This is a genomic window from Lignipirellula cremea (assembly GCF_056501455.1).
In genome coordinates this window covers 1206221-1223690 of record NZ_CM151415.1, presented here as the reverse complement: position 1 = coordinate 1223690, position 17470 = coordinate 1206221, and the positions used below count along the sequence as shown (strand labels likewise).

The window sequence follows — 17470 nt, the reverse complement described above, 5'->3', positions numbered from 1 at the left end:
CGGCCTTCCTAGCGGATCGACCGGCGCCTCATGAATCTTCTCTAATTAGCGCCCGGGAGAGCGAACTATCGCAGCAGCGACAGCACGTTCTGCGGGTTCTGGTTCGCGATGCCGAGCACGCTCGTCGACGACTGCACCAGGATCTGGGCCCGCGTGAGGTTGGCCGATTCCTTGGCGAAGTCGGCGTCGCGGATGACGGAATCCGATTCGCGAAGGTTGGCGATCGAGTCGTTCAGCGAGCTGATGTTCGACTCCAGCGTCGTCGACTGGAACGCTCCGAGGCGACCGCGAAGCGAGGCGACCTTGCTGATCGTCTCGTCGACGATCTGCGAGGCGAGCGTCGGATCGGACTTGAGGTCGGCGTTCTGACCCGAGGCGAGTTGGTACAGACGACCGCTGGCGCCGCCGAGCGAGCCGCTGTCGACCGAGCCGATGCCCAGGCGAGCCTGCTGGTTCCGGACGACGTCCGGCCCGAGCTGGAACAGGGCGCCGCCGCCCGAGATCGTGAAGTTGAAGTCCGTGCTCGAGCCGTCATCGACCGTCAGCGACAGGTCGAGCGACGACGTGTTGATCGACAGCGAGTTGGCTTTGCCGTTGGCCCGGACGCCGTTGATCGTGGCGACGATGTCGGCGCCGCTGTTGCGAGTCTCGGTCAGACCGCTGTCGAACGTTCCGCCGGCTCCTTCGTCGATGACGTCGACCTGGACGAGCGAATCGCTGCCGTAATCGGTCGACGAGAATGAAAGAGCTCCGGTGCCCGAGTTGAAGGTGGCGGAGACGCTGGTCGCGTCCGAGACCAGGTTGATCGCCGAGGCGATCTGGGCGCCGGTCGAACCCGCGTCGAACGAGAAGACTTCGCTGCCCGACGAACCCGACAGGCGGAACGTCAGGGCGGAGATCAGTCCCGCGCCGATGTCGTTGCTGCCGCCCGCGGTGGTCGCGGTGACGTTCGAATCGCCCGCCGTGGCTCCGGCGCCGCCGGCAGTCGTGCCCGTGAGGGTCGAGTCGCCAGCGCTCGCCGTGACGCCGCCGGCGAGGGTCGCCAGCGTTCCGTCCGCGTCGTTCGCGGCGACGTAGTTACCGGCGTTGAGCGACGTCGCGTTGACTTCCGCGAGGCCGCCGATCGCCGCGACGAGGTCGGCGACGGAGGTGTCGACCGTGTCGTCGATGAGGACTTCGACGGTGTTCGTGCCGGAGTTGAACGAAGCGCCCGGCGTGGCGCCTTGGCCGTTCGTTTCGGTGAAGACGACGTTGATGCCGTTGCTGGCTGCGCCCGGAGCGGCTGCCGTGACGGAGAACGAACCGCCGCCTGCGAACGTAATCGTGTCGGTCGCGTTGACGCCTTCGATGGTCGACTGGTAGCTGCCGGCCGTGTCGAGCGTCGCGGTGAAGCCGGACAGGCCGTCGATCGCCGACTGAATCGCCGACAGGTTCGTCGTGCCGTTGTCGTTGACGGTGACCGTGATCTGGTTCGTGCCGTTGAAGGCCGCCGCAGCCGTGCCGGCGCCCTGAGCGGAGCTTTCGGCGAAGACGACGTTGATGCCGTTGCCGCCCGAACCGCCCGTGGCGGAGGTCACGGTCAGCTCGCCGCCGCCCGCGAAGGTGAGCTGCGTCGACGCGGCGACCGGATCCGTGCTGTTCTGATAGTTGCCCGCGACGCCGACAGTCGCGTTGAAGTCGGCCAGGTCGTTGATCGCGACGGCGATGTCCGCCGCGGCGGTGGTGGCCGAGTCGTTGACCGTCACGACCAGGGTGTTCAGGTCTGCGTCGAACGCCGCCGTCGGGGCGCCGGGCAGGGTCGAGTTGCTTTCGACGAACGAGACTTCGACGTCGTTGAAGTCGATGCCGGTCGCCGCCGCTTCGATGTTGATCGACGCGCCGCCGCCGAGGGTCAGCGTCGCCGTCGCTTCCACGCCGGGGGACGAGCCGATCGGGATCGAGGCGGCGAGCGTCGCCCGCGTCGCAGCCGACTGGATGTCGACGTTGACGCCGACCGAACCGCTCGAGCCGAGGTTGGCCTGCTCGATCTGGACGTTGCGGAGGCTCGCGACGCTGCTGGCGTTGCTCACGAAGTCCAGGCTGCCGTCGAGGAGCTTGCGGCCCTGGAACGACGTCGTCTGGGCGATGCGGTTCAGCGCTTCCAGCGAGGAGTCGACCTGCAACTGGTTAGCCGCGATTTCGTCGTCGGACAGAGCGCCGGCGTTGGCCGCTTCGACGACCAGCCCGCGGATGTCGTTGAGGAGCGAGCTGACCTGGCCGAGGGCGGCGTCCGCCGTCGCGATGACGAGACTGGCTCGTTCGCTGTTGGAGATCGCCTTCTCGGTCGAGACGATATCCGACCGCAACGCCTCGCTGGCGATGAGGCCTGCCGGGTCGTCCTTGCCGGAGTTGATGCGAAGACCCGTGCTCAGGCGATTGATCGCCGTGCTCAGGCTGTCGTTGGCCCGCTTCAGTTGGTTCTGACCGACCAGCGAGTTGACGTTGGTATTAATCCGACTCATGGAGATCCCTTACGGACAGGAGTTTTCGGTTTTCGTCGAGCGCCGGCCGAGGCCAGCGACACGAGTCGCCGTCTGCCCCCCCGGTCAAGTCTTGTGGACGCCAAACAATCCGCTGCGATTCTTCGTACAGTCCGGTATCCGTTGGGCCGCATCCTGCCGCCGGACTGACGCGCTGTCGCGCCGACGATCGTCGAGTCGTCCGCAAGCCTTGCGAGCTCGACCGAGTTCGAATCGCGGCGCTCGGCGAAGCGTGCCGACCGCGGATTCGACTTCGGACCGATCTCTACAGAGCCTCGAACGATCTAGCGGAAATATCGGTTCGTCTTTGCGCCCTGCTCGATCGACCGCGCGATTTGGCGTACGAATTTCGCGAAATCGTTCCGACCCTGCCGGTTATGACGACGAGGAAGCGGTGAAGAATCCGCGTGGACGCCGTTTTCCAGAGCAGCGCGAGAAAATCGCGCCGACGTCGCGAATTCTCGCGATCGAAATCGCTGCGATCGGCGCCCAGGCAGCGCCGGAGAATGCGGGCGCGGAATTCGACAGGGGAGGTCCGCAGCGAGGAGAAGGAGCAGCGGCAAGCTGCAGCGTCGAACAGTCGTCGCGGACTTCTCGCCGACCGAACGCCAGAGCGCGCGATCAAGCGAGCCGGCGAACGAACGACGCGAGCTTCGTCGACGTTACGACGAAGCCGCGAGGAATTCGGAGACTTGGACGAAGGAGCGCGGCAAGCGGCCGACTCACTCCTTCGGACGACCCAGGCTACGGGTCTGGATGGGCTGCGTCGCGCCCGCCTTGCGGTTCTCGCGCTGAATCGCTTCGTAGACTTCCTGGCGATGGACCGGGATATCCTGCGGCGCTTCGATGCCGAGGCGCACCTTGTCGCCTCGGATATCGACGATCGTGATCACCACGTCGTCGCCGATCATGATGCTTTCGTCACGGTGTCGCGATAGAACCAGCATGTTCCGATCCTTCTCGTTCTGTGCATCCGATGCGATATCGCGACGATCGTCGACCGCGGAGGATGCGGCCAGGAGAGCGCGACGGGCGGGGCGTGGGCGTCTTCGATACACGTACGGTATCGGACGTCTTCGGTCGCGCTAGCGCTTCGGTTCGCGGAGTGGGGAACATTCCGCGCGGGGCGATCGTACGCTTCGCGCCGATCGCAGCGCGCTCAGCGGTGCAGAGGCCCCGCCAGGCCGCTCTACGCGGACTTTCGCAGCGCCGTCGGGACCGCGAACGACTCGTTCGCCAGTGCGAACGCGACCGGATCAGGGGCGCTCGTCACGACCTGCTTTCCGATGCGCCGATCGAAGTTGATCACGATCGGGGCCCGCAGATTCGCCGTGAGGACGCCTTCGCCCGACGCCAGCACGACCAGGACGTACGTCTCGTCGGCGGGTCCAAGCTGCAGCGACTCGAGCTGCCGCTTGTGAAGTTGCACGCGGTAGTCGGGAGCGAACTGCCGCGGACTGGCCGCCGGCAGGGCGAGCGACGACGTCGACACCGACTGCAGCCACGCGACGGCGTCGTTCGCCGGATCGCGGAGCAGACACCAGTGGCGATAGCTCTCCAGGCCGATCAGGCCCTGGGGGAAATGGAACACGTCGTCCATCTCCAGCGCGACGACGCCGAAACGAGTCGTATTGATTTGCATGATTCGACCTCGTGCGCGTGCGATCGGTGCGAAGCCTTCGTCCGACTCGATCGGTTCTGCGCGAGCTGACGCGGAGAACGACCGCTCCGCGCGTTAGACGTTACTAGTCATCGGATCGCGGCGACCTGCGCTTTCGTCGAAGTCGGAATCCTGTGCCCGACCGGCACGATTCGGATCCTGCCGACGACGAATCAGGCCTACAAGTAATTCAGCAGATTCATCTTGAACGTCTGTCCGGTCATCTGCAGCGAGGCCTGGTAGGCCGCCTGCTTGGCGAGCATGTCGGAGATCGCCTTCGTCAGGTCGACGTCGATCTCGATCGAGAGCGCCGAACGCAGGTGGATCTCTTCGTCCTCCAGCCGCGTCTTGTAGAGATCGAGCGCCTGCTCGCGGGCGCCGACCGTGGCCCGGCTGAAGTTGATCTGGTCGAGATCGACGTCGATCCGCCCGAGCAGCCGTTCGATTTCGCCCAGGTCGCCGTCGCCGACGGCCTGCTGGAGTCGCAACAGCGTGTTGAACGTGCCTTCGACCTCGCCCGCGTTCTGATCGCTGCCGGTCATCTGTGCCGGCGATCCCGTCGCCGCGGTCGCCGAGGCCTGACCCCGGGGAACGAGTCCCAGATCCCAGGCCGCCTGACTCGGGAGACTCCCCTTCTCCACCGAGAGGCCCGTACCCGTCACGGGCGTCGTGTCGACCAGCTCGATGCCGTTACCGAATTGCGCCAGGCGCGCGGTCACGAAGCCTCCCGCATCGACGTTCGACGGATGACTGTTGATACGGTCGAGCACGTCCTGAACGGTCACCGCGCCGTCGAGGTCGATGTCGATGCGCACGCCGTCGTTTCGCTCGATCGTGAAATCGGTCCCGGGCTGGTTATCGACGCCGGCGCCCTTGTTGAAACCAGACAGGGGCGAGCCCGCCGTCGACGTCCGCAGGCCGAGTTGCGTCGCGGTCGTGCCGCCGTTCTCTCCGATCGAGAAGTCGACGCCGCTGACTCGCGAGCGGACGCGAATCCCCTTGCCGTCAGGCGAGAGTTCCGCGACCACGCCTTCGGTGGCGCCGTTGATGCGATTGAGCACGTCCTGAACGGTCTCGGCGCCGTTCAGATCGACGGTATGCGTTTCGTCGCCCAGGCGAATCTGCAGGCCGGACGACCGGTCGAGATTCTCTCCCGAACCGCCTGCCAGCGTGGCCGTCAGCAGGCTGACGACTCCGCCGCCGGGATCCGCGGCTGAGCCGCTCGGCGGGGCGTCCTTCCCTTCCAGGCGAAGCTCGAACTGCGAAGCGACGCCGGCGTTGGCGTTCCACGCGGCGATGACTTGACTTGCCGTCGTCGCACCGGGACGAACATGGACGAAGACGGTCCCCGGACCGCCGCCGCTGTTGCCCGTGTTCCCCTCGACGACCGCGACGTCGGCGAAGCTGATCGTGGAAGCCGGGTCGTAGACGCCGTTCACCGGGTCCGAGGCGTCCGGCGTCGCGGTGAACATGCCGTGCGCGTTCACGGCGTCAGTCACCGCCTGCGCCGTCGTGGCGCCCGTGGCGTCGATGGCGATGCGTAGCGTTCGCGAACTTCCGTCATAGGTCACGTTTGCCGCGTCGCCGATCGCTCCGCCGGAGACGATCTCGATCTGCACGTCGTTGAGCGAATCGTCGAGCGAATTCCCCGTCAGGATCAGGTCGTTGCCCGACCCGGAGAAGGCGAGCGACGCCTGAGCCGCGCGGCCCGTCGCGGACTGCACGACGTACTCGCTTCCGGCGCTGACGCCGGCGGTCGCCTGTAGCAATCCGTCGTCCACGAACTGCACGTTGACGCCGTCGAACGAGGCGCCGTTCGACCTCGCTTCGACGATCAGATCGTTCGCTCCTCCGGTCGACGACAGTCGGGCTGAGGCTCGCGTGCCGAGGATGTCGTTCAGTCGCGAATGGAGCGACAGCTTGGGATCGAGGTCGCTTCCGACCAGCTTGGAAGTCCCGACTCCGATCGGTTGCAGGATTCCGAGCTCCGCGGCGGTCGTGCCCGAGCCGACCTCGCGAACCGTCAGATTCCCTCCCCCGGCCGCGTCGAGCTGCAACGTCAGCCGATCGTGCTCGACGAGCGCGGTCACGCTCCGTCCCGCCGGCGGATTCGCTTCGATCTTGCGAATCAGATCGCCGACCGATTCCACGCCGTCCAGGCTGATGACGGAACTGCGGGAGCCGTCGGAGATTTCGATGCTCCCCTTCCGCACGCCCAAACTGCCGCGCAAATCCGCAAGCTTCGTCGAGGAGGTGACGATCGGATCGAGATCCACCGTCGCGCCTCGTTGCGACGACAGGCCGCCGAAGACCTCCTGGCCCGTCGCGTTCGTCGCGGACAGGCTTCCGATTTCGACGAAGCTCGACAGCGACGTTTCGTTACCCCGATAGACGACCGTGCCGTTCTGCGCGAGGAAGGGAGCCGACCCCGAGAGCGAGCCAGCGAACAGGAAGCGATCGCGGAACTTCTGGTTCGCCGATCGCATCAACTGGTCGATGATCGAACCGAGCTGCTCGGCCGCGGCCTTGCGTTCCTGATCGGGAATGACGTTCGACGCCGCGCCCAGGCCGATCGCCTTCGCTTCGTTGAGCAGGCCCGAGACGCCGCCCAGTCCGCTGTCGGTCGCCGTCAGGTAGGAGAGGCTGACGTCGATATTGGCGCTGATCTGCAGTTTCTGCTCGATCGTGCGCTGCAGCACGAACGCCCGTCCGGCGCCGCGCGGATCCTGGCTCGGAACGCCGATCGACCGTCCCGTGCTGATCTGATCCTGCAGGCGCAGCATCTCCCGCTCGTCCGCCTGCATCTGCAGGAGGAGCCGACTGTGCGTCAGCATATTGCTGACGCGTCCGGCAGAGATCGGGTAGATCGAGGCCATCGGCGAGCCAGGGCTGAGTTAGACGCCCTGCGAAAACGGAATCTGAGGTTCTTCTAAATCGAGACCAACAGGTCGAGGAGTTCGCTGATCGTCTGGATCAGTTTCGCGTTCGCCTGAAACGCATGCTGATACTGCATCATGTTCACCGCTTCCTCGTCGACGTTGACGCCCGACTGGCCCAGCTTCTGCCCCTCGAGCGTGAACTTGAACGTGCGGAAGCCCTCGGCGACCGCGGTGACGTTCGCGGACTGCTGGGACACGTCGGCCAGCAGCCGCTGGTACCCGTCGGCGAGCGACGCGCCGTCGCGGGAGCTGAGCTTCCGTTCGTACAGGCCGGCGAGCAGTTCGGCGGTCTTCGTGTCATTGCCGATGCCCCCCTGGCTCGCGGCGACCAGCGAAGGATTCCCCTTCACCTCGGCGCGAAGCTTGACGTCGGCCGCGCCGGTACCGCTGAAAAAGGTGTTGATGCCGAGCGCCGCGAGAGCGCCGCTGGAATCGGGGCCGAAGCTGAACTCCGCGTCGCTCGAATCGGAAACCAGCTTCAGCTTGCGATCGGGCGTGATCGAGGCCGAGACGCCGTCGATCGCGTTCAGATCCGCGACCAGCGACTCCAGGGTCGTGTCGTCGCCGAACCCTTGCATCCGGACCGGGACCACCGTCTCTTCGACGACGCCCGTCTGTTTGTTCTTCACGAAGACCGTGAAGCTGCCGTTCTCGGGCGTAAAGGGAAGTCCCGCGGCGTCGAGCGGCGCCTTGACGTCGGCGACCGCGAACTCGCTCGTCGTCTGCGAGTAGCCGACGAGTCCCTGGCCGCCCGCATGGATCTTGTTGAACTCGAAGACGAGGTCCTTCGTGAACGTATCGAGGCGATCGAGAAACCCGCCCAGGTGCGTGTCCCGGGCAGCGATCAGGCCCGCGGCTTCTCCGCCCAGCAGCGTGAGCGGCGAATTCGTGTCCTTGAACAGCAGTTCCAGCCGCGGGTCGCTCTCGCGATTTCGCGGCTCGGCGACGATCTCGCGGTATTGACCGTCAGCGACCAGGAACTCGCCGTTGACGAAGACGGTGACCGCGCCGTTGTCCTGTTCGACCGACTTGACGCCGATCAACTCGGAGAGCTGCCGGAGCGCGCGATGCCGCTCGTCGCGGAGGCCGACCGCGTCGCTCGGATTGATGCTTCCCCCTTCGACGGTGACGATCTGCTTGTTGAGCTTGGCGATCGTCGACGTCAGGCGGTTGATGTCGTCGGCGGTTTCGCCGATGCGCTCGTTGAAGTCGTCCTTGACGGCGAGCACGCGGTCGTACGTCTGGCGGATCGACTGGGCCAGCGTATCGCCCTGTAATACGACCAGGTTTCGCGTCGCGGCGCTCGACGGCTCGTTCAGCACGTCATGCAGCGAATTGAAGAACGACGTAAGCTGCGTCGAAAGGTCGGTATCGCTCAGCTCGCCCAGAATCGATTCGAGCTCGCGGAAGGCGGTCTCTTCGATCTCGCTGCCGGAGACGTCGCTGGTCGATCCGCGCAGCCGTTCTTCGAGGAAGAGGTCGATCTTCTGAACGACCGCGGTGACCTGGACGCCCAGGCCGAGCAGCAGATTCCCCTGCCGCTGCACCGGCGCCGGGGTGAAGACCGGCTCCTGGCGAACGTAGTCCGGGGTGTTGGCGTTGGCGAGATTGTTGCCGACGACCTGCAAGCCGATCTGATTCGCGATCAGAGCGTTATGCGCAATTTGCAGCGTGCCGGTCAGCGACATCCCTGTCTCCCGCGGCCGACCATCGGCGGCGTTCCACGTTGACGATCGAATCCTTTCGATCGCGAGCGGCGTTCGACGCCGCTTGTTCTTCCTGAGCGGGGGACTTGAGTCCCCCGAGTCTACGCCTCCTGATCGATCAGCGCGCCGCGGGAACGGAGTTTCCGGTCTCGTTTATACGTCGGCACGTTCTGCCCCTGGGCCGCAACGATTTCCAGCATCTGCGACCAATGCACGACGCTGCGCTGTGCCAGCACCCAGGCGCTGACGCTTCGCATGCGGAGTTCGCGGTTGTTCTTCTCCGCCGCGTCGAAGCGACGGAAGATCGTCGCGTCTCCCGCGTCCTCGTTCGAGGAAGCGACGGACTCGACGATCCGCTTGAGCGTCGGTTCTCCCGCGGCGTTCAGCTCCGGATCGGCGAGCAGCCCCTGGCGCTTCTCCACGCAGACCTGCAGGCGTTCGACCAGCACGGCCTCCTGCGCGTCGAGCGCCTTGGTCTCTTCCAGGCTGCGTTTCGTCTTCACGTCGAGCTTGGCCGTCATCACGTCGAGCAGCGCCTGCTGCACGTCGAGATACTCGTCCAGATAGTCGGCGACGGCGCTCAAGTCGGCGGAGGTCATGGAATCGCTCATTCTGAGCGGGGGACGAAAGTCCCCCGAGTTCCTGATTGGGTGAGGCGCCAAAGCTCGGGGGACTCTCGTCCCCCGCTCAGAGAGACGCAACTCTTCGTCGCTCAACCCTGACGGTTCATGAACAGAGCGTACATCGGTTCGGCGAACGTGTCGGCGGAGGCGGCGCTCATGCGTTCGACCAGAACTTGGTCGAGTTGCTGCTGAAAGATCGCTTCGCCCTGGCCGCCGTGAAAGTACGGCCCCTGCTCGACGCTCTGTCGCATCTGCTTCAGCATCATGCCGTAGAACGTCTCGCCGACGAACTGCTGAAACGCCTCCTTCGTATCCATGCCGTCGACCTTCGCGGTCGCCTTCTCCGCGGCGTTCGTCGCCGGCATGTAGGCGGCGAAACGATCGGTCGCAGGGAGGGAGGAGATCGCGTTCATCGAGGTTTCGTTTCTGAGCGGAGGGCGTGAGCCCTCCGAGGTTTCGACGTTGCGAAAGGTTCCGGACTCGGAGGGCTCACGCCCTCCGCTCAGGAAGATCGCTCGCCTGACTTACTCCACGATCAGGCGACCGTAGAGCTTTCCGCTGCGATGGAGCTCTTTGATGATGTCGATCATCTCGCGCTTCGTCGCCTTGACCTGATTCAGGGCGTCGACGAGGTCGGCGAGCTTGGCCGGTTCGTAGGCGCCGTTCTGCGGGTCGACCGCGACGAAATTCGAGGTCGAAACCGCGAGGTCGCCGTGCGTCACCGCGACCGGTCCGACGCGAACGTCCGCGCCGACGACGATCACTTCCGTTCGTTCGTTGATGACGACGCGGGCCTCGCTCGGCACGTTCGTCATCCGCATGTTCAGGATCTGGCCCAGGAACAGGACCGGATCGTCCGCGTACTTGTCCGGAACCTTGATCTCGATCGAAACCGAGTCGTGCGCCGTCGCGATCGATTCCCCGTCGCCCGCATAGCGGAAGTCGGGAGCGTTGTTGATCGTTTCGGCGATCTCGGCGGCCATCGCGAAGACGGCGTGTTCCTGGTGCAGCACGAGCGTCGCTTTGCCGTCCTTCAGGAACTGGTTCACCGGGCTGACTTCCAGCTGGCAACCGCCCGCGATCGTTCCGGTACGGAGTTGATCGTCCCGGTCGAGCTGAATCTTTCCTTGAGCTAAAGCATAAACTCGATCATCTGCCGGATTCGGACCCCGGAGGGGGCACAGCAGCAGTTCGCCCCCCCGCAGGCTCTTCGCGCTGACCGCGCTGATGTTGCAGGAAAGCTGGTCGCCCTGTCGTGCCCCGGCCCCCGGGATTCGCGCCGTGACGAAGACCAGAGCGACGTTCTTCGCGTTTTTCAGCTCGGCGACCATCGATCGCCCGGCCGCATCCTTGGGGAGCGGATGGTTCATCAGGCCCATGTACTGGGCCAGCGCCCGATGGGTCGATTCGACGTCGGGGTCGCCTGTCCCTTCCAGACCGACGACGAGGCCGATGCCGTGCAGAGCGTTCTCTTCCTGCCCCTTCACCCGGCATAGATCGCCCACGACGGTCTGAGCCGAGACGGGAGCGACGAAGGCGAGAGTCAGCGAAAGGCTCGCGATCGAGGCGACGCGGGCGATGGTCTTGTTGATCAGCAGGTTCATGCGAGCTTCCGTGCTCTCTGTCGGGCGGCGCTGGCTATGCCAGCGTCTTCTCCGGACGTGATTGACGATGGGCCGAATCGCAGGAGCGGGAGCGGTTTCAGAACGGGTTCATCGCGTCGAAGCCCCTCTGGAACCAGCCGCGGCGGTAGCCGTCGCGCACGGATCCCCGTTCAGTCTTCTTCACCATCAGGTTCAGGACGTCCTTGCTCAGCACCAGGTTGCCGACGCCGATGTCCTGCTGCCGGCACTCGCCCGAGAGGTAATATTCCCAGACGTCGTCGTTGTTCTGAATCGTCCGGCGGGCTTCGATCACGATGTTGCCGTTGGGCCGGATGCCGATCACCTCAGCCGCGAGGTTGAAGGCCAGCGATTCCTGCGATTCGACGCCGCTTTCGGCCCGGTACTGGGAATTGAGGCGTCCCGAGATCTGCGGATCGCCGTTCTCCTGCGGATTGGGCGACGCCGAGCCCAGACCGTTCAGCGTCAGCCACTCCAGCAGGATCGCCTGGTAAGTCGCCGACTTGCGGCGTTCGGTCTCGCCTTCCGCGAAGTACTGAGCGCCTTCCTGCACGCGGACTGAGACGATGTCGTGCTCCTGAATCACCCGCGGCTGCGAGACTTCCGACGGAAACCACGACGCCTGCTGCATGGTCATCGCCCGCTCCTCGCCGCCGACGATCGGCGCCTGAAACAGGCTGTTGTCCTGGGCCGAAGCCGACGCGGCCGCCGAAAGCGTCGCGACCGCGAAGACGGCGACGGGGACGTATCGAGCGAATTGATGTTCGCGAATCATTGCGACTGCCCTCCGACGCGCACGGCCTGGGGACCGACCACCACCCCATCGAACGTCCGCTTGCGATCGGGCGAGCGAAGCGTGATTGACTGACCGAGCGCCCCGTCGCTTTCGGCGACGCCGCGCGTGGTCACGACGACGGACCCCGCCACGACGGTCGCCCGCACCGTTTCTCCCCGGCGAACGATCGGCTCGGGAGCGACGTCGCGAGCGGAAGTCGTCTGATGGGTCGGAGCGGCGGCGGCGTCGACCAGCCGGGCGTTCCGTTCGGCGACGGCGGCCTCGTAGGCGGCGAATCCGCTCGCCTGCGCCACGCCGGAAGAGCCGACGACTGGCGATTTCATGACTCGCTGCGTCGCGGCGACAGGGCGGATCGCGACGACGCGGCTGCCCGAGATCGCCAGGTCGCGAACGGCGACGCCGCGAAGCTCCAGGGTTTCGAGAATCTCCTCGACGTACGCGTTCGAGCCTTCGATCGGCGTCGGAAAGAGATTCACCGCGGCGAGCGACGCGACTTCTCGCGTATTCTCCGCCTGGATCTCCGCCACGTCGCCGAGAGTCACGACGCTGCCCGTCACGCGGGCCTGATCGCGAAACCGCAGCTCCGCCGCGCCGGCGATTCCGCAGGCTGCGAGGGCCAGAGCTCCGAAAAGCAATGCGAGGGCGTTTCTCATTAGAACCGCCTCAGGTTGGAGACGAGTTCGAGCATCTGATCGCCCGCCTTGATCGCCTGGGAATTCATCTCGAACGAGCGCTGCGTCGTGATCAGATCGATCAGTTCGCGAACCGGTTCGACGTTGCTGGCTTCGAGATTGCCCTGGCGAAGCTGACCGCGACCGTCCAGTTGCGGCGGACCGTTCAGCGCCTGCCCCGAAGAATCGGTCTGCGAGTAAAGGTTCTCGCCCATCTTGAGGAGACCCTCGGGGTTGATGAACCTCGCGAGTTCGATCTGCCCCACCTGTTGAAAGCTGGTCTGGCCCGGCTGGCGGACCATCACTTCGCCCGACGGCGCGATCGTGATGTCGACCGCGTCCTGCGGGATGTCGACCGGCGGTTCGAGCGGGCGACCCGTCGAGGCCGAGCCCATCACCAGCCGTCCGTCGGCGTTGACGGAGAAGTTCCCGGCGCGGGTGTAGAGGGTCTGACCGCTCCCCGGATCCTGCACCTGGAAGAAGCCTTGCCCTTCGATGGCGACGTCGTAGGGATCGTCGGTCTGCTCGAAGGCGCCCTGCACGAAGTTCGTCTGCACGCCCGAGACGCGCGAGCCCATGCCGATGTGGACGCCGATCGCGGTCAGGTTTCCATCGCTGTCGCGCGAGCCGGGCAGGGTCTCGTTGCGATAGAAGTTGTCTTCGAAACTCGCCCGGTCCTTCTTGAAGCCGACGGTCGCGACGTTCGCCAGATTATTGGCGATTACGTCGAGCTTCGTCTCCATCGACTGCATGCCGGTCGCGGCGTTGTACAGCGTCTGTACGCTCATGGTCGTCCTCCGTGACGGTTCGCTTCGCAGTCTAAGCGAGCGGGTTATCTAGTCGATTCGCGATCAGCCTTGGCCGAGCACGCGGTTGATCAGGCTGCCGACGGTCTGGTCCTGGTACTGGATCATGCGGATGTTCGCTTCGTAGGACCGCGTCGCTTCCATCATGAGCACCATCTCCTCGACGGGCTTGACCGAAGACATCTCCAGGCGGCCCGTCGCGACCCGACGATCGGCAGGACGCGTCGCGAACGTATTGCCGAGCGGGGCGAAGAGGTTCTCCCCCGCTTTCGCGAGATCGCCCGGCTGTTCGGGGCGTTCCATCGCCAGCGGGATGCGAACGTCGCCCACGAGGATCGTGCCGTCCGTCTGGAAGCGGGGCTCGGGTCCGCCGGGAGGAACTCGCACGGGCGAACCTCCCTGCGACAGGACGTACTCTCCGCCCAGCGTTCGGAGGAAGCCGTCCGCGTCGAAGTTGAAGTTGCCGGCCCGCGTCAGGAAGCGCTTGTCGTCCTTCGCCACGACGAAGAACGATTCGCCGCCGTCGGTAATCGCCAGGTCGGTCGGATTGCCCGTGTCGGCGTACTTGCCGGCGTTCTGATCGGTCAGCGTCTCGACCAGTTGCACGCCGCCGCCGATGTCGTCCATCCCTTCGCTGCCCGGGGAGACGATGCCCCGCTCGATCGCCTCGGCGGCGCGAGCCTTCGCGACGGCGAAGTCCCGCCGAAAGCCGACCGTGTCGACGTTGGCGAGGTTGTTCGAGATGACCTCCATCCGCTTGCTCTGCACATGAGCGCCGGCGGCGGAGACGTAGAGGCCGTACATTTCGCGTCGTCCCTGACGGAGACCAGGCTTCCTTGCCCGATCGAACGACGGCTTCTCTTAGGAATGGCGTGCCAGAGCGGCCCCGCGCTGCCCAAAATCCGAAGCGCCCCACTCTTAGCGCCGCTCCGTTCAGGAGTTACGTCCAACTACCGGCGGAACGCGCTCGATCGACGACGGGCGGCAGAAAGCGCCTGATCGGCAGAATCTGCCGATCGACCGGCGGAAAGCGCCGACCTTCCCCGGCGAGCGGAGGGTGTAAGCCCTCCGTGTCCGTAAGGAGAATTCGACGACCGCGGAAGGCGGAAGGTCTCCGCTCCTGCCGGGTTTACTGGCCGTCGGCATCGGAGCGTATCGCTGCGCGAATCGTACGTCGCGAACACGGAGGGCTTACACCCTCCGCTCGCCAGGTCGCTTGGCGAGCGATTCTCGACTTAAGGAGCAGGATTCACGAACCGGGCGGAGGCGATCAGCTCGGCGCCGCCGGCGGAGAGCAGGGCTTCGGCGGCTGAGGCGCCGAGAGCTTCGGGATCGTCGACCGAACCCTTCGCGACGTAGTCGATCCGGCTTCTTCCCTGCGGGTCGAGCACGACGGCGGTCAGTTCGAGACGCCCGTCCGTTTCCGTGCAGAGCGCTCCCAGCGGCGCCAGACAGCCGGCCCGCATGGTGCGGAGCAGGGCCCGCTCGGCGAGGACGCAGGCGTAGGTCGGTCCGTGGTTCAGTTTACGAACGGCGGCGATCGTGGCGGCGTCCGATTCCCGGCATTCCAGACCGAGCGCTCCCTGACCGACCGCGGGGACGAGCGTCGAAGGATCGAAGATCGAACGAATGCGACTCTCCCAGCCGAGCCTTTTGAGGCCGGCGCAGGCGAGGAGGATCGCGTCGTACTCGCCTTCCTCCATCTTGCGGATGCGGGTGTCGAGGTTACCGCGAACGTCCTCGCAGACCAGATCGGGTCGGCGGAACTTGAGCTGTGCCTGACGCCGCAGCGACCCCGTGCCGATCTTCGCTCCCACAGGAAGCGCGTGCAGCGACGGCCACTTCGCCGAAAGAAAGGCGTCGAACGGTTCCTCTCGCTCAGGCGACGCCGCGAGCAGCAGGCCCGGCGTCGGATCGGTCGGCAGATCCTTCAGGCTATGGACCGCCAGATCGACCTCGCCTTCGCGCAGCGCGTTCTGCAACGCCTTCGTGAAAAGCCCCTGTCCGCCGATCGTCGCCAGCGGCGCCAGATTGCGGTCGCCCTCGGTCGTGATGAAGACCAGCTCGCACGGATGCCCCAGCGACGCCAGACGCTCGGCGACCCAATTCGCCTGCCAGGTCGCCAGTTGGCTCTTGCGGGTGCCGATGCGAATCGTCATGGGGCAGGGCGGACGCGGGGCGAGGATCGGAAAGCGCCTACGATCCTACGCGAAGATCGGGACCGCGACGAGGTAGGCCCGTTCGCAATGACTGGCTTCCGCATGGCTGAGCTGTACGGACATGATTCGTGCCGGAGGACTCGTGCGGGAGCGGATCGTCCGATCGCGATTCGTTGGAATGCGACGAGCGCCCGCCTTCCATTTCGGAACGAGGAATCGGCAGGGCGCGGCGAGCCAGCCGTGGCATAAGCAGAGCGACTAGAATCGGACGCCGGGAGAGCTGCATGTCGCTATCGGAACTGGATGCCTATCGCCGCAGACGCCGCATCGCGTGGGCAACTGCGATGGCGCTCGCGGCGGCGTTGATCCTTGCGGCAAGGCTGTTCCTTTTTCCTGACGAACGCACGGCGGGGCTGTTCGCTACGACGGCGGAACTGGCGGGAAGCGCTCTGGCGCTGGCGATGCTCCCGAGTCTCTGGTTCGGCTGGCGGGCGGTGCATGGGCTGGCCTCGGAACGGCGGCTGATCGTTCTGGTCCTGATCGCCCTGTGGGCCCTTCCGCTGGTGCAGACGGCCGCGGCCTGGGAGGCAGGTTTCGGCAGGCGGGGCTGGTTGACCGCGGACGCAGAGGCGTTCGGCGATCCGTGGCTCTCCGGGTTTCGAGCTGCCGCGTTCCTGCATGCCGTCGCCGCCATTCCCTGGATGAGTCTGCTGTTCGCGTTCGCGTTTTCCCGGACCGAGCGGGAACTCCGCGAGGAGGCGCTGATCTCGGGCGGGCCCTGGCAGGCGTTCCTGTTCGTCGATCTGCCGAGAACGATTCCCGCCTTCGGCATCGCGGCGGCGTGGCTGGCCGTGCTGCTGTTCCAGGAGATGACGATCGCGGATCTTTACCAGGTCCGGACGTTCGCGGAGGAGTTCTACGTCGCGATCCAGCTCCGCCGGGAGGGAAGCGCCGAGGTCTGGGCCCTGCTGCCGGAGTTCGCCCTGCTGTCGATCGCCGCGGTCGGGACGCTCGCCGCGTGCGGACTCTGGGCGAGCCGCGTTCGCACGGCCGCGTCGCAGGATTTCCTCGAACGCCCGCAGCCTGCGGCTCAGCCGACGATCCTTGAAAAAGTCGCTGGCGCGGTCACCTTCCTCGGCTTGGCGACGCTGGCGATTTTGCCGACGCTGAATCTGCTCTATCGGGTCGGGCGAGATGTTTCTATTGCGGAGGGAGCGCCCGCGCCGTTCTGGTCGATCAGCAAGGCGACCGAGCTGCTCGCGTCGGCGCCACGGGAGTATGGTTCCGTGTTCGCCTGGTCGGCGATGATCGCCGCGGCGACGGCAGTGGTGGTCATCCTGCTCGGGTCGCTCCTGGCCTGGGTCGGCCTGCGGTCGCGCATCGGGGGGATCGCCGCGGCTGCGATCGTCGCCGTCTTGCTTCCCCTGCCGGGGCCGTTGCTGGCGCTGACGCTCGTTCGCCTGCTGAATCAGCCCTCGCTTCCGCTGGCGACGTGGCTGCTCGATCGGACGATCTTCGCGCCGGTCGCGGCCTGCTCGCTGCGATATCTGCCGCTGGGCATCGTGCTGTTCGCGTTTCTTTACCGGCGTCTCCCCGCGGAGCGGATCGAACAGATGAAACTCGACGGCGCCGGGCCTTTTTCCCGATGGCTGCACGGCGGGATCCTCGGGATGAAAGGCGCCTTCGCCGCGGCGCTGGTCGGAGCGTTCGCGCTCGCCTGGGGAGAGCTTTCCGCGATCCATCTCGCGACTCCTCCCGGCATCGAGACGGTCACGCAGCGAATCTTCGGACTGCTCCACGCCGGCGCCGACGATCAGGTCGCCGCGCTCTGCCTGTGGAACCTCGCGGCGTTTCTGGCGACGGCGACGATCGCCTGGGGGGCGCTGCGCCTCGGAAATCTCCGGGGAGACTCCGAGTAGGCAACCGCTGTCCCGGGCCCGGGAAACAACGTAGAACCTAGTCGTCCGAA

14 protein-coding genes are annotated in these 17470 nt (G+C 65.7%); 1 reads left to right on the top strand and 13 read right to left on the bottom strand.

From position 1 onward, the window contains the following. Nucleotides 1–65 precede the first annotated feature (65 nt). From SH602x_RS04825 to hemC, 13 genes are all read right to left on the bottom strand, one after another. Complete coding sequence (locus tag SH602x_RS04825; RefSeq protein ID WP_479475714.1) at nucleotides 66–2501, bottom strand: flagellin N-terminal helical domain-containing protein; 2436 nt, start codon at nucleotides 2499–2501, stop codon at nucleotides 66–68. 740 nt (nucleotides 2502–3241) lie between these two features. Beyond that, the gene (gene csrA, locus SH602x_RS04820) at nucleotides 3242–3466 is read right to left on the bottom strand and encodes a carbon storage regulator CsrA (protein ID WP_479469616.1); all 225 of its coding nucleotides are present in this window, start codon (nucleotides 3464–3466) and stop codon (nucleotides 3242–3244) included. Nucleotides 3467–3708: 242 nt separating this feature from the next. Beyond that, nucleotides 3709–4161, bottom strand: coding sequence for a flagellar assembly protein FliW (gene fliW, locus SH602x_RS04815; protein WP_479469617.1), 453 nt, complete (start codon nucleotides 4159–4161; stop codon nucleotides 3709–3711). Nucleotides 4162–4358: 197 nt separating this feature from the next. After that, nucleotides 4359–7055: a flagellin N-terminal helical domain-containing protein gene (locus SH602x_RS04810; protein ID WP_479475713.1), complete on the bottom strand. Its 2697-nt coding sequence runs from the start codon at nucleotides 7053–7055 to the stop codon at nucleotides 4359–4361. 53 nt (nucleotides 7056–7108) lie between these two features. Further along, the gene (gene flgK / locus SH602x_RS04805; protein ID WP_479475712.1) at nucleotides 7109–8806 is read right to left on the bottom strand and encodes a flagellar hook-associated protein FlgK; all 1698 of its coding nucleotides are present in this window, start codon (nucleotides 8804–8806) and stop codon (nucleotides 7109–7111) included. A gap of 119 nt (nucleotides 8807–8925) precedes the next feature. After that, a complete protein-coding gene (locus SH602x_RS04800) occupies nucleotides 8926–9423 on the bottom strand; it encodes a hypothetical protein (RefSeq protein WP_479475711.1) in 498 nt (165 codons plus the stop codon). A 113-nt stretch (nucleotides 9424–9536) separates the two neighbouring features. After that, the gene (locus SH602x_RS04795) at nucleotides 9537–9860 is read right to left on the bottom strand and encodes a rod-binding protein (protein WP_479475710.1); all 324 of its coding nucleotides are present in this window, start codon (nucleotides 9858–9860) and stop codon (nucleotides 9537–9539) included. Between the two features lie 111 nt (nucleotides 9861–9971). Further along, the gene (locus tag SH602x_RS04790) at nucleotides 9972–11051 is read right to left on the bottom strand and encodes a flagellar basal body P-ring protein FlgI (RefSeq protein ID WP_479475709.1); all 1080 of its coding nucleotides are present in this window, start codon (nucleotides 11049–11051) and stop codon (nucleotides 9972–9974) included. 97 nt (nucleotides 11052–11148) lie between these two features. Then, on the bottom strand, nucleotides 11149–11844 hold the full coding sequence (locus SH602x_RS04785; protein ID WP_479475708.1) for a flagellar basal body L-ring protein FlgH: 696 nt from the start codon (nucleotides 11842–11844) through the stop codon (nucleotides 11149–11151). Then, complete coding sequence (locus tag SH602x_RS04780; RefSeq protein ID WP_479475707.1) at nucleotides 11841–12518, bottom strand: flagella basal body P-ring formation protein FlgA; 678 nt, start codon at nucleotides 12516–12518, stop codon at nucleotides 11841–11843. Before SH602x_RS04780 ends, SH602x_RS04785 begins: the two co-directional genes overlap by 4 nt. After that, nucleotides 12518–13324 (bottom strand): flagellar basal-body rod protein FlgG, encoded by an 807-nt coding sequence (gene flgG, locus SH602x_RS04775; protein WP_479469625.1) that lies wholly within the window; start codon nucleotides 13322–13324, stop codon nucleotides 12518–12520. Before flgG ends, SH602x_RS04780 begins: the two co-directional genes overlap by 1 nt. A 63-nt stretch (nucleotides 13325–13387) precedes the next feature. After that, a complete protein-coding gene (locus SH602x_RS04770; RefSeq protein WP_479475706.1) occupies nucleotides 13388–14146 on the bottom strand; it encodes a flagellar hook-basal body protein in 759 nt (252 codons plus the stop codon). A gap of 431 nt (nucleotides 14147–14577) precedes the next feature. After that, nucleotides 14578–15501 (bottom strand): hydroxymethylbilane synthase, encoded by a 924-nt coding sequence (gene hemC, locus SH602x_RS04765; RefSeq protein WP_479475705.1) that lies wholly within the window; start codon nucleotides 15499–15501, stop codon nucleotides 14578–14580. 284 nt (nucleotides 15502–15785) lie between these two features. On the opposite strand from hemC, the gene SH602x_RS04760 reads away from it, so the two are divergent. Continuing rightward, a complete protein-coding gene (locus SH602x_RS04760; protein WP_479475704.1) occupies nucleotides 15786–17420 on the top strand; it encodes an ABC transporter permease family protein in 1635 nt (544 codons plus the stop codon). Nucleotides 17421–17470: the final 50 nt, after the last annotated feature.

Bases quoted from the DNA above. Each gene is read 5' to 3' on its own strand.
- hemC (WP_479475705.1), bottom strand. From the start codon at position 15,501: ATGACGATTCGCATCGGCACCCGCAAGAGCCAACTGGCGACCTGGCAG.
- fliW (WP_479469617.1), bottom strand. From the start codon at position 4,161: ATGCAAATCAATACGACTCGTTTCGGCGTCGTCGCGCTGGAGATGGAC.
- SH602x_RS04795 (WP_479475710.1), bottom strand. From the start codon at position 9,860: ATGAACGCGATCTCCTCCCTCCCTGCGACCGATCGTTTCGCCGCCTAC.
- SH602x_RS04800 (WP_479475711.1), bottom strand. From the start codon at position 9,423: ATGACCTCCGCCGACTTGAGCGCCGTCGCCGACTATCTGGACGAGTAT.
- SH602x_RS04760 (WP_479475704.1), top strand. From the start codon at position 15,786: ATGTCGCTATCGGAACTGGATGCCTATCGCCGCAGACGCCGCATCGCG.
- SH602x_RS04785 (WP_479475708.1), bottom strand. From the start codon at position 11,844: ATGATTCGCGAACATCAATTCGCTCGATACGTCCCCGTCGCCGTCTTC.
- SH602x_RS04780 (WP_479475707.1), bottom strand. From the start codon at position 12,518: ATGAGAAACGCCCTCGCATTGCTTTTCGGAGCTCTGGCCCTCGCAGCC.
- SH602x_RS04825 (WP_479475714.1), bottom strand. From the start codon at position 2,501: ATGAGTCGGATTAATACCAACGTCAACTCGCTGGTCGGTCAGAACCAA.
- SH602x_RS04810 (WP_479475713.1), bottom strand. From the start codon at position 7,055: ATGGCCTCGATCTACCCGATCTCTGCCGGACGCGTCAGCAATATGCTG.
- flgG (WP_479469625.1), bottom strand. From the start codon at position 13,324: ATGAGCGTACAGACGCTGTACAACGCCGCGACCGGCATGCAGTCGATG.
- csrA (WP_479469616.1), bottom strand. From the start codon at position 3,466: ATGCTGGTTCTATCGCGACACCGTGACGAAAGCATCATGATCGGCGAC.
- flgK (WP_479475712.1), bottom strand. From the start codon at position 8,806: ATGTCGCTGACCGGCACGCTGCAAATTGCGCATAACGCTCTGATCGCG.
- SH602x_RS04770 (WP_479475706.1), bottom strand. From the start codon at position 14,146: ATGTACGGCCTCTACGTCTCCGCCGCCGGCGCTCATGTGCAGAGCAAG.
- SH602x_RS04790 (WP_479475709.1), bottom strand. From the start codon at position 11,051: ATGAACCTGCTGATCAACAAGACCATCGCCCGCGTCGCCTCGATCGCG.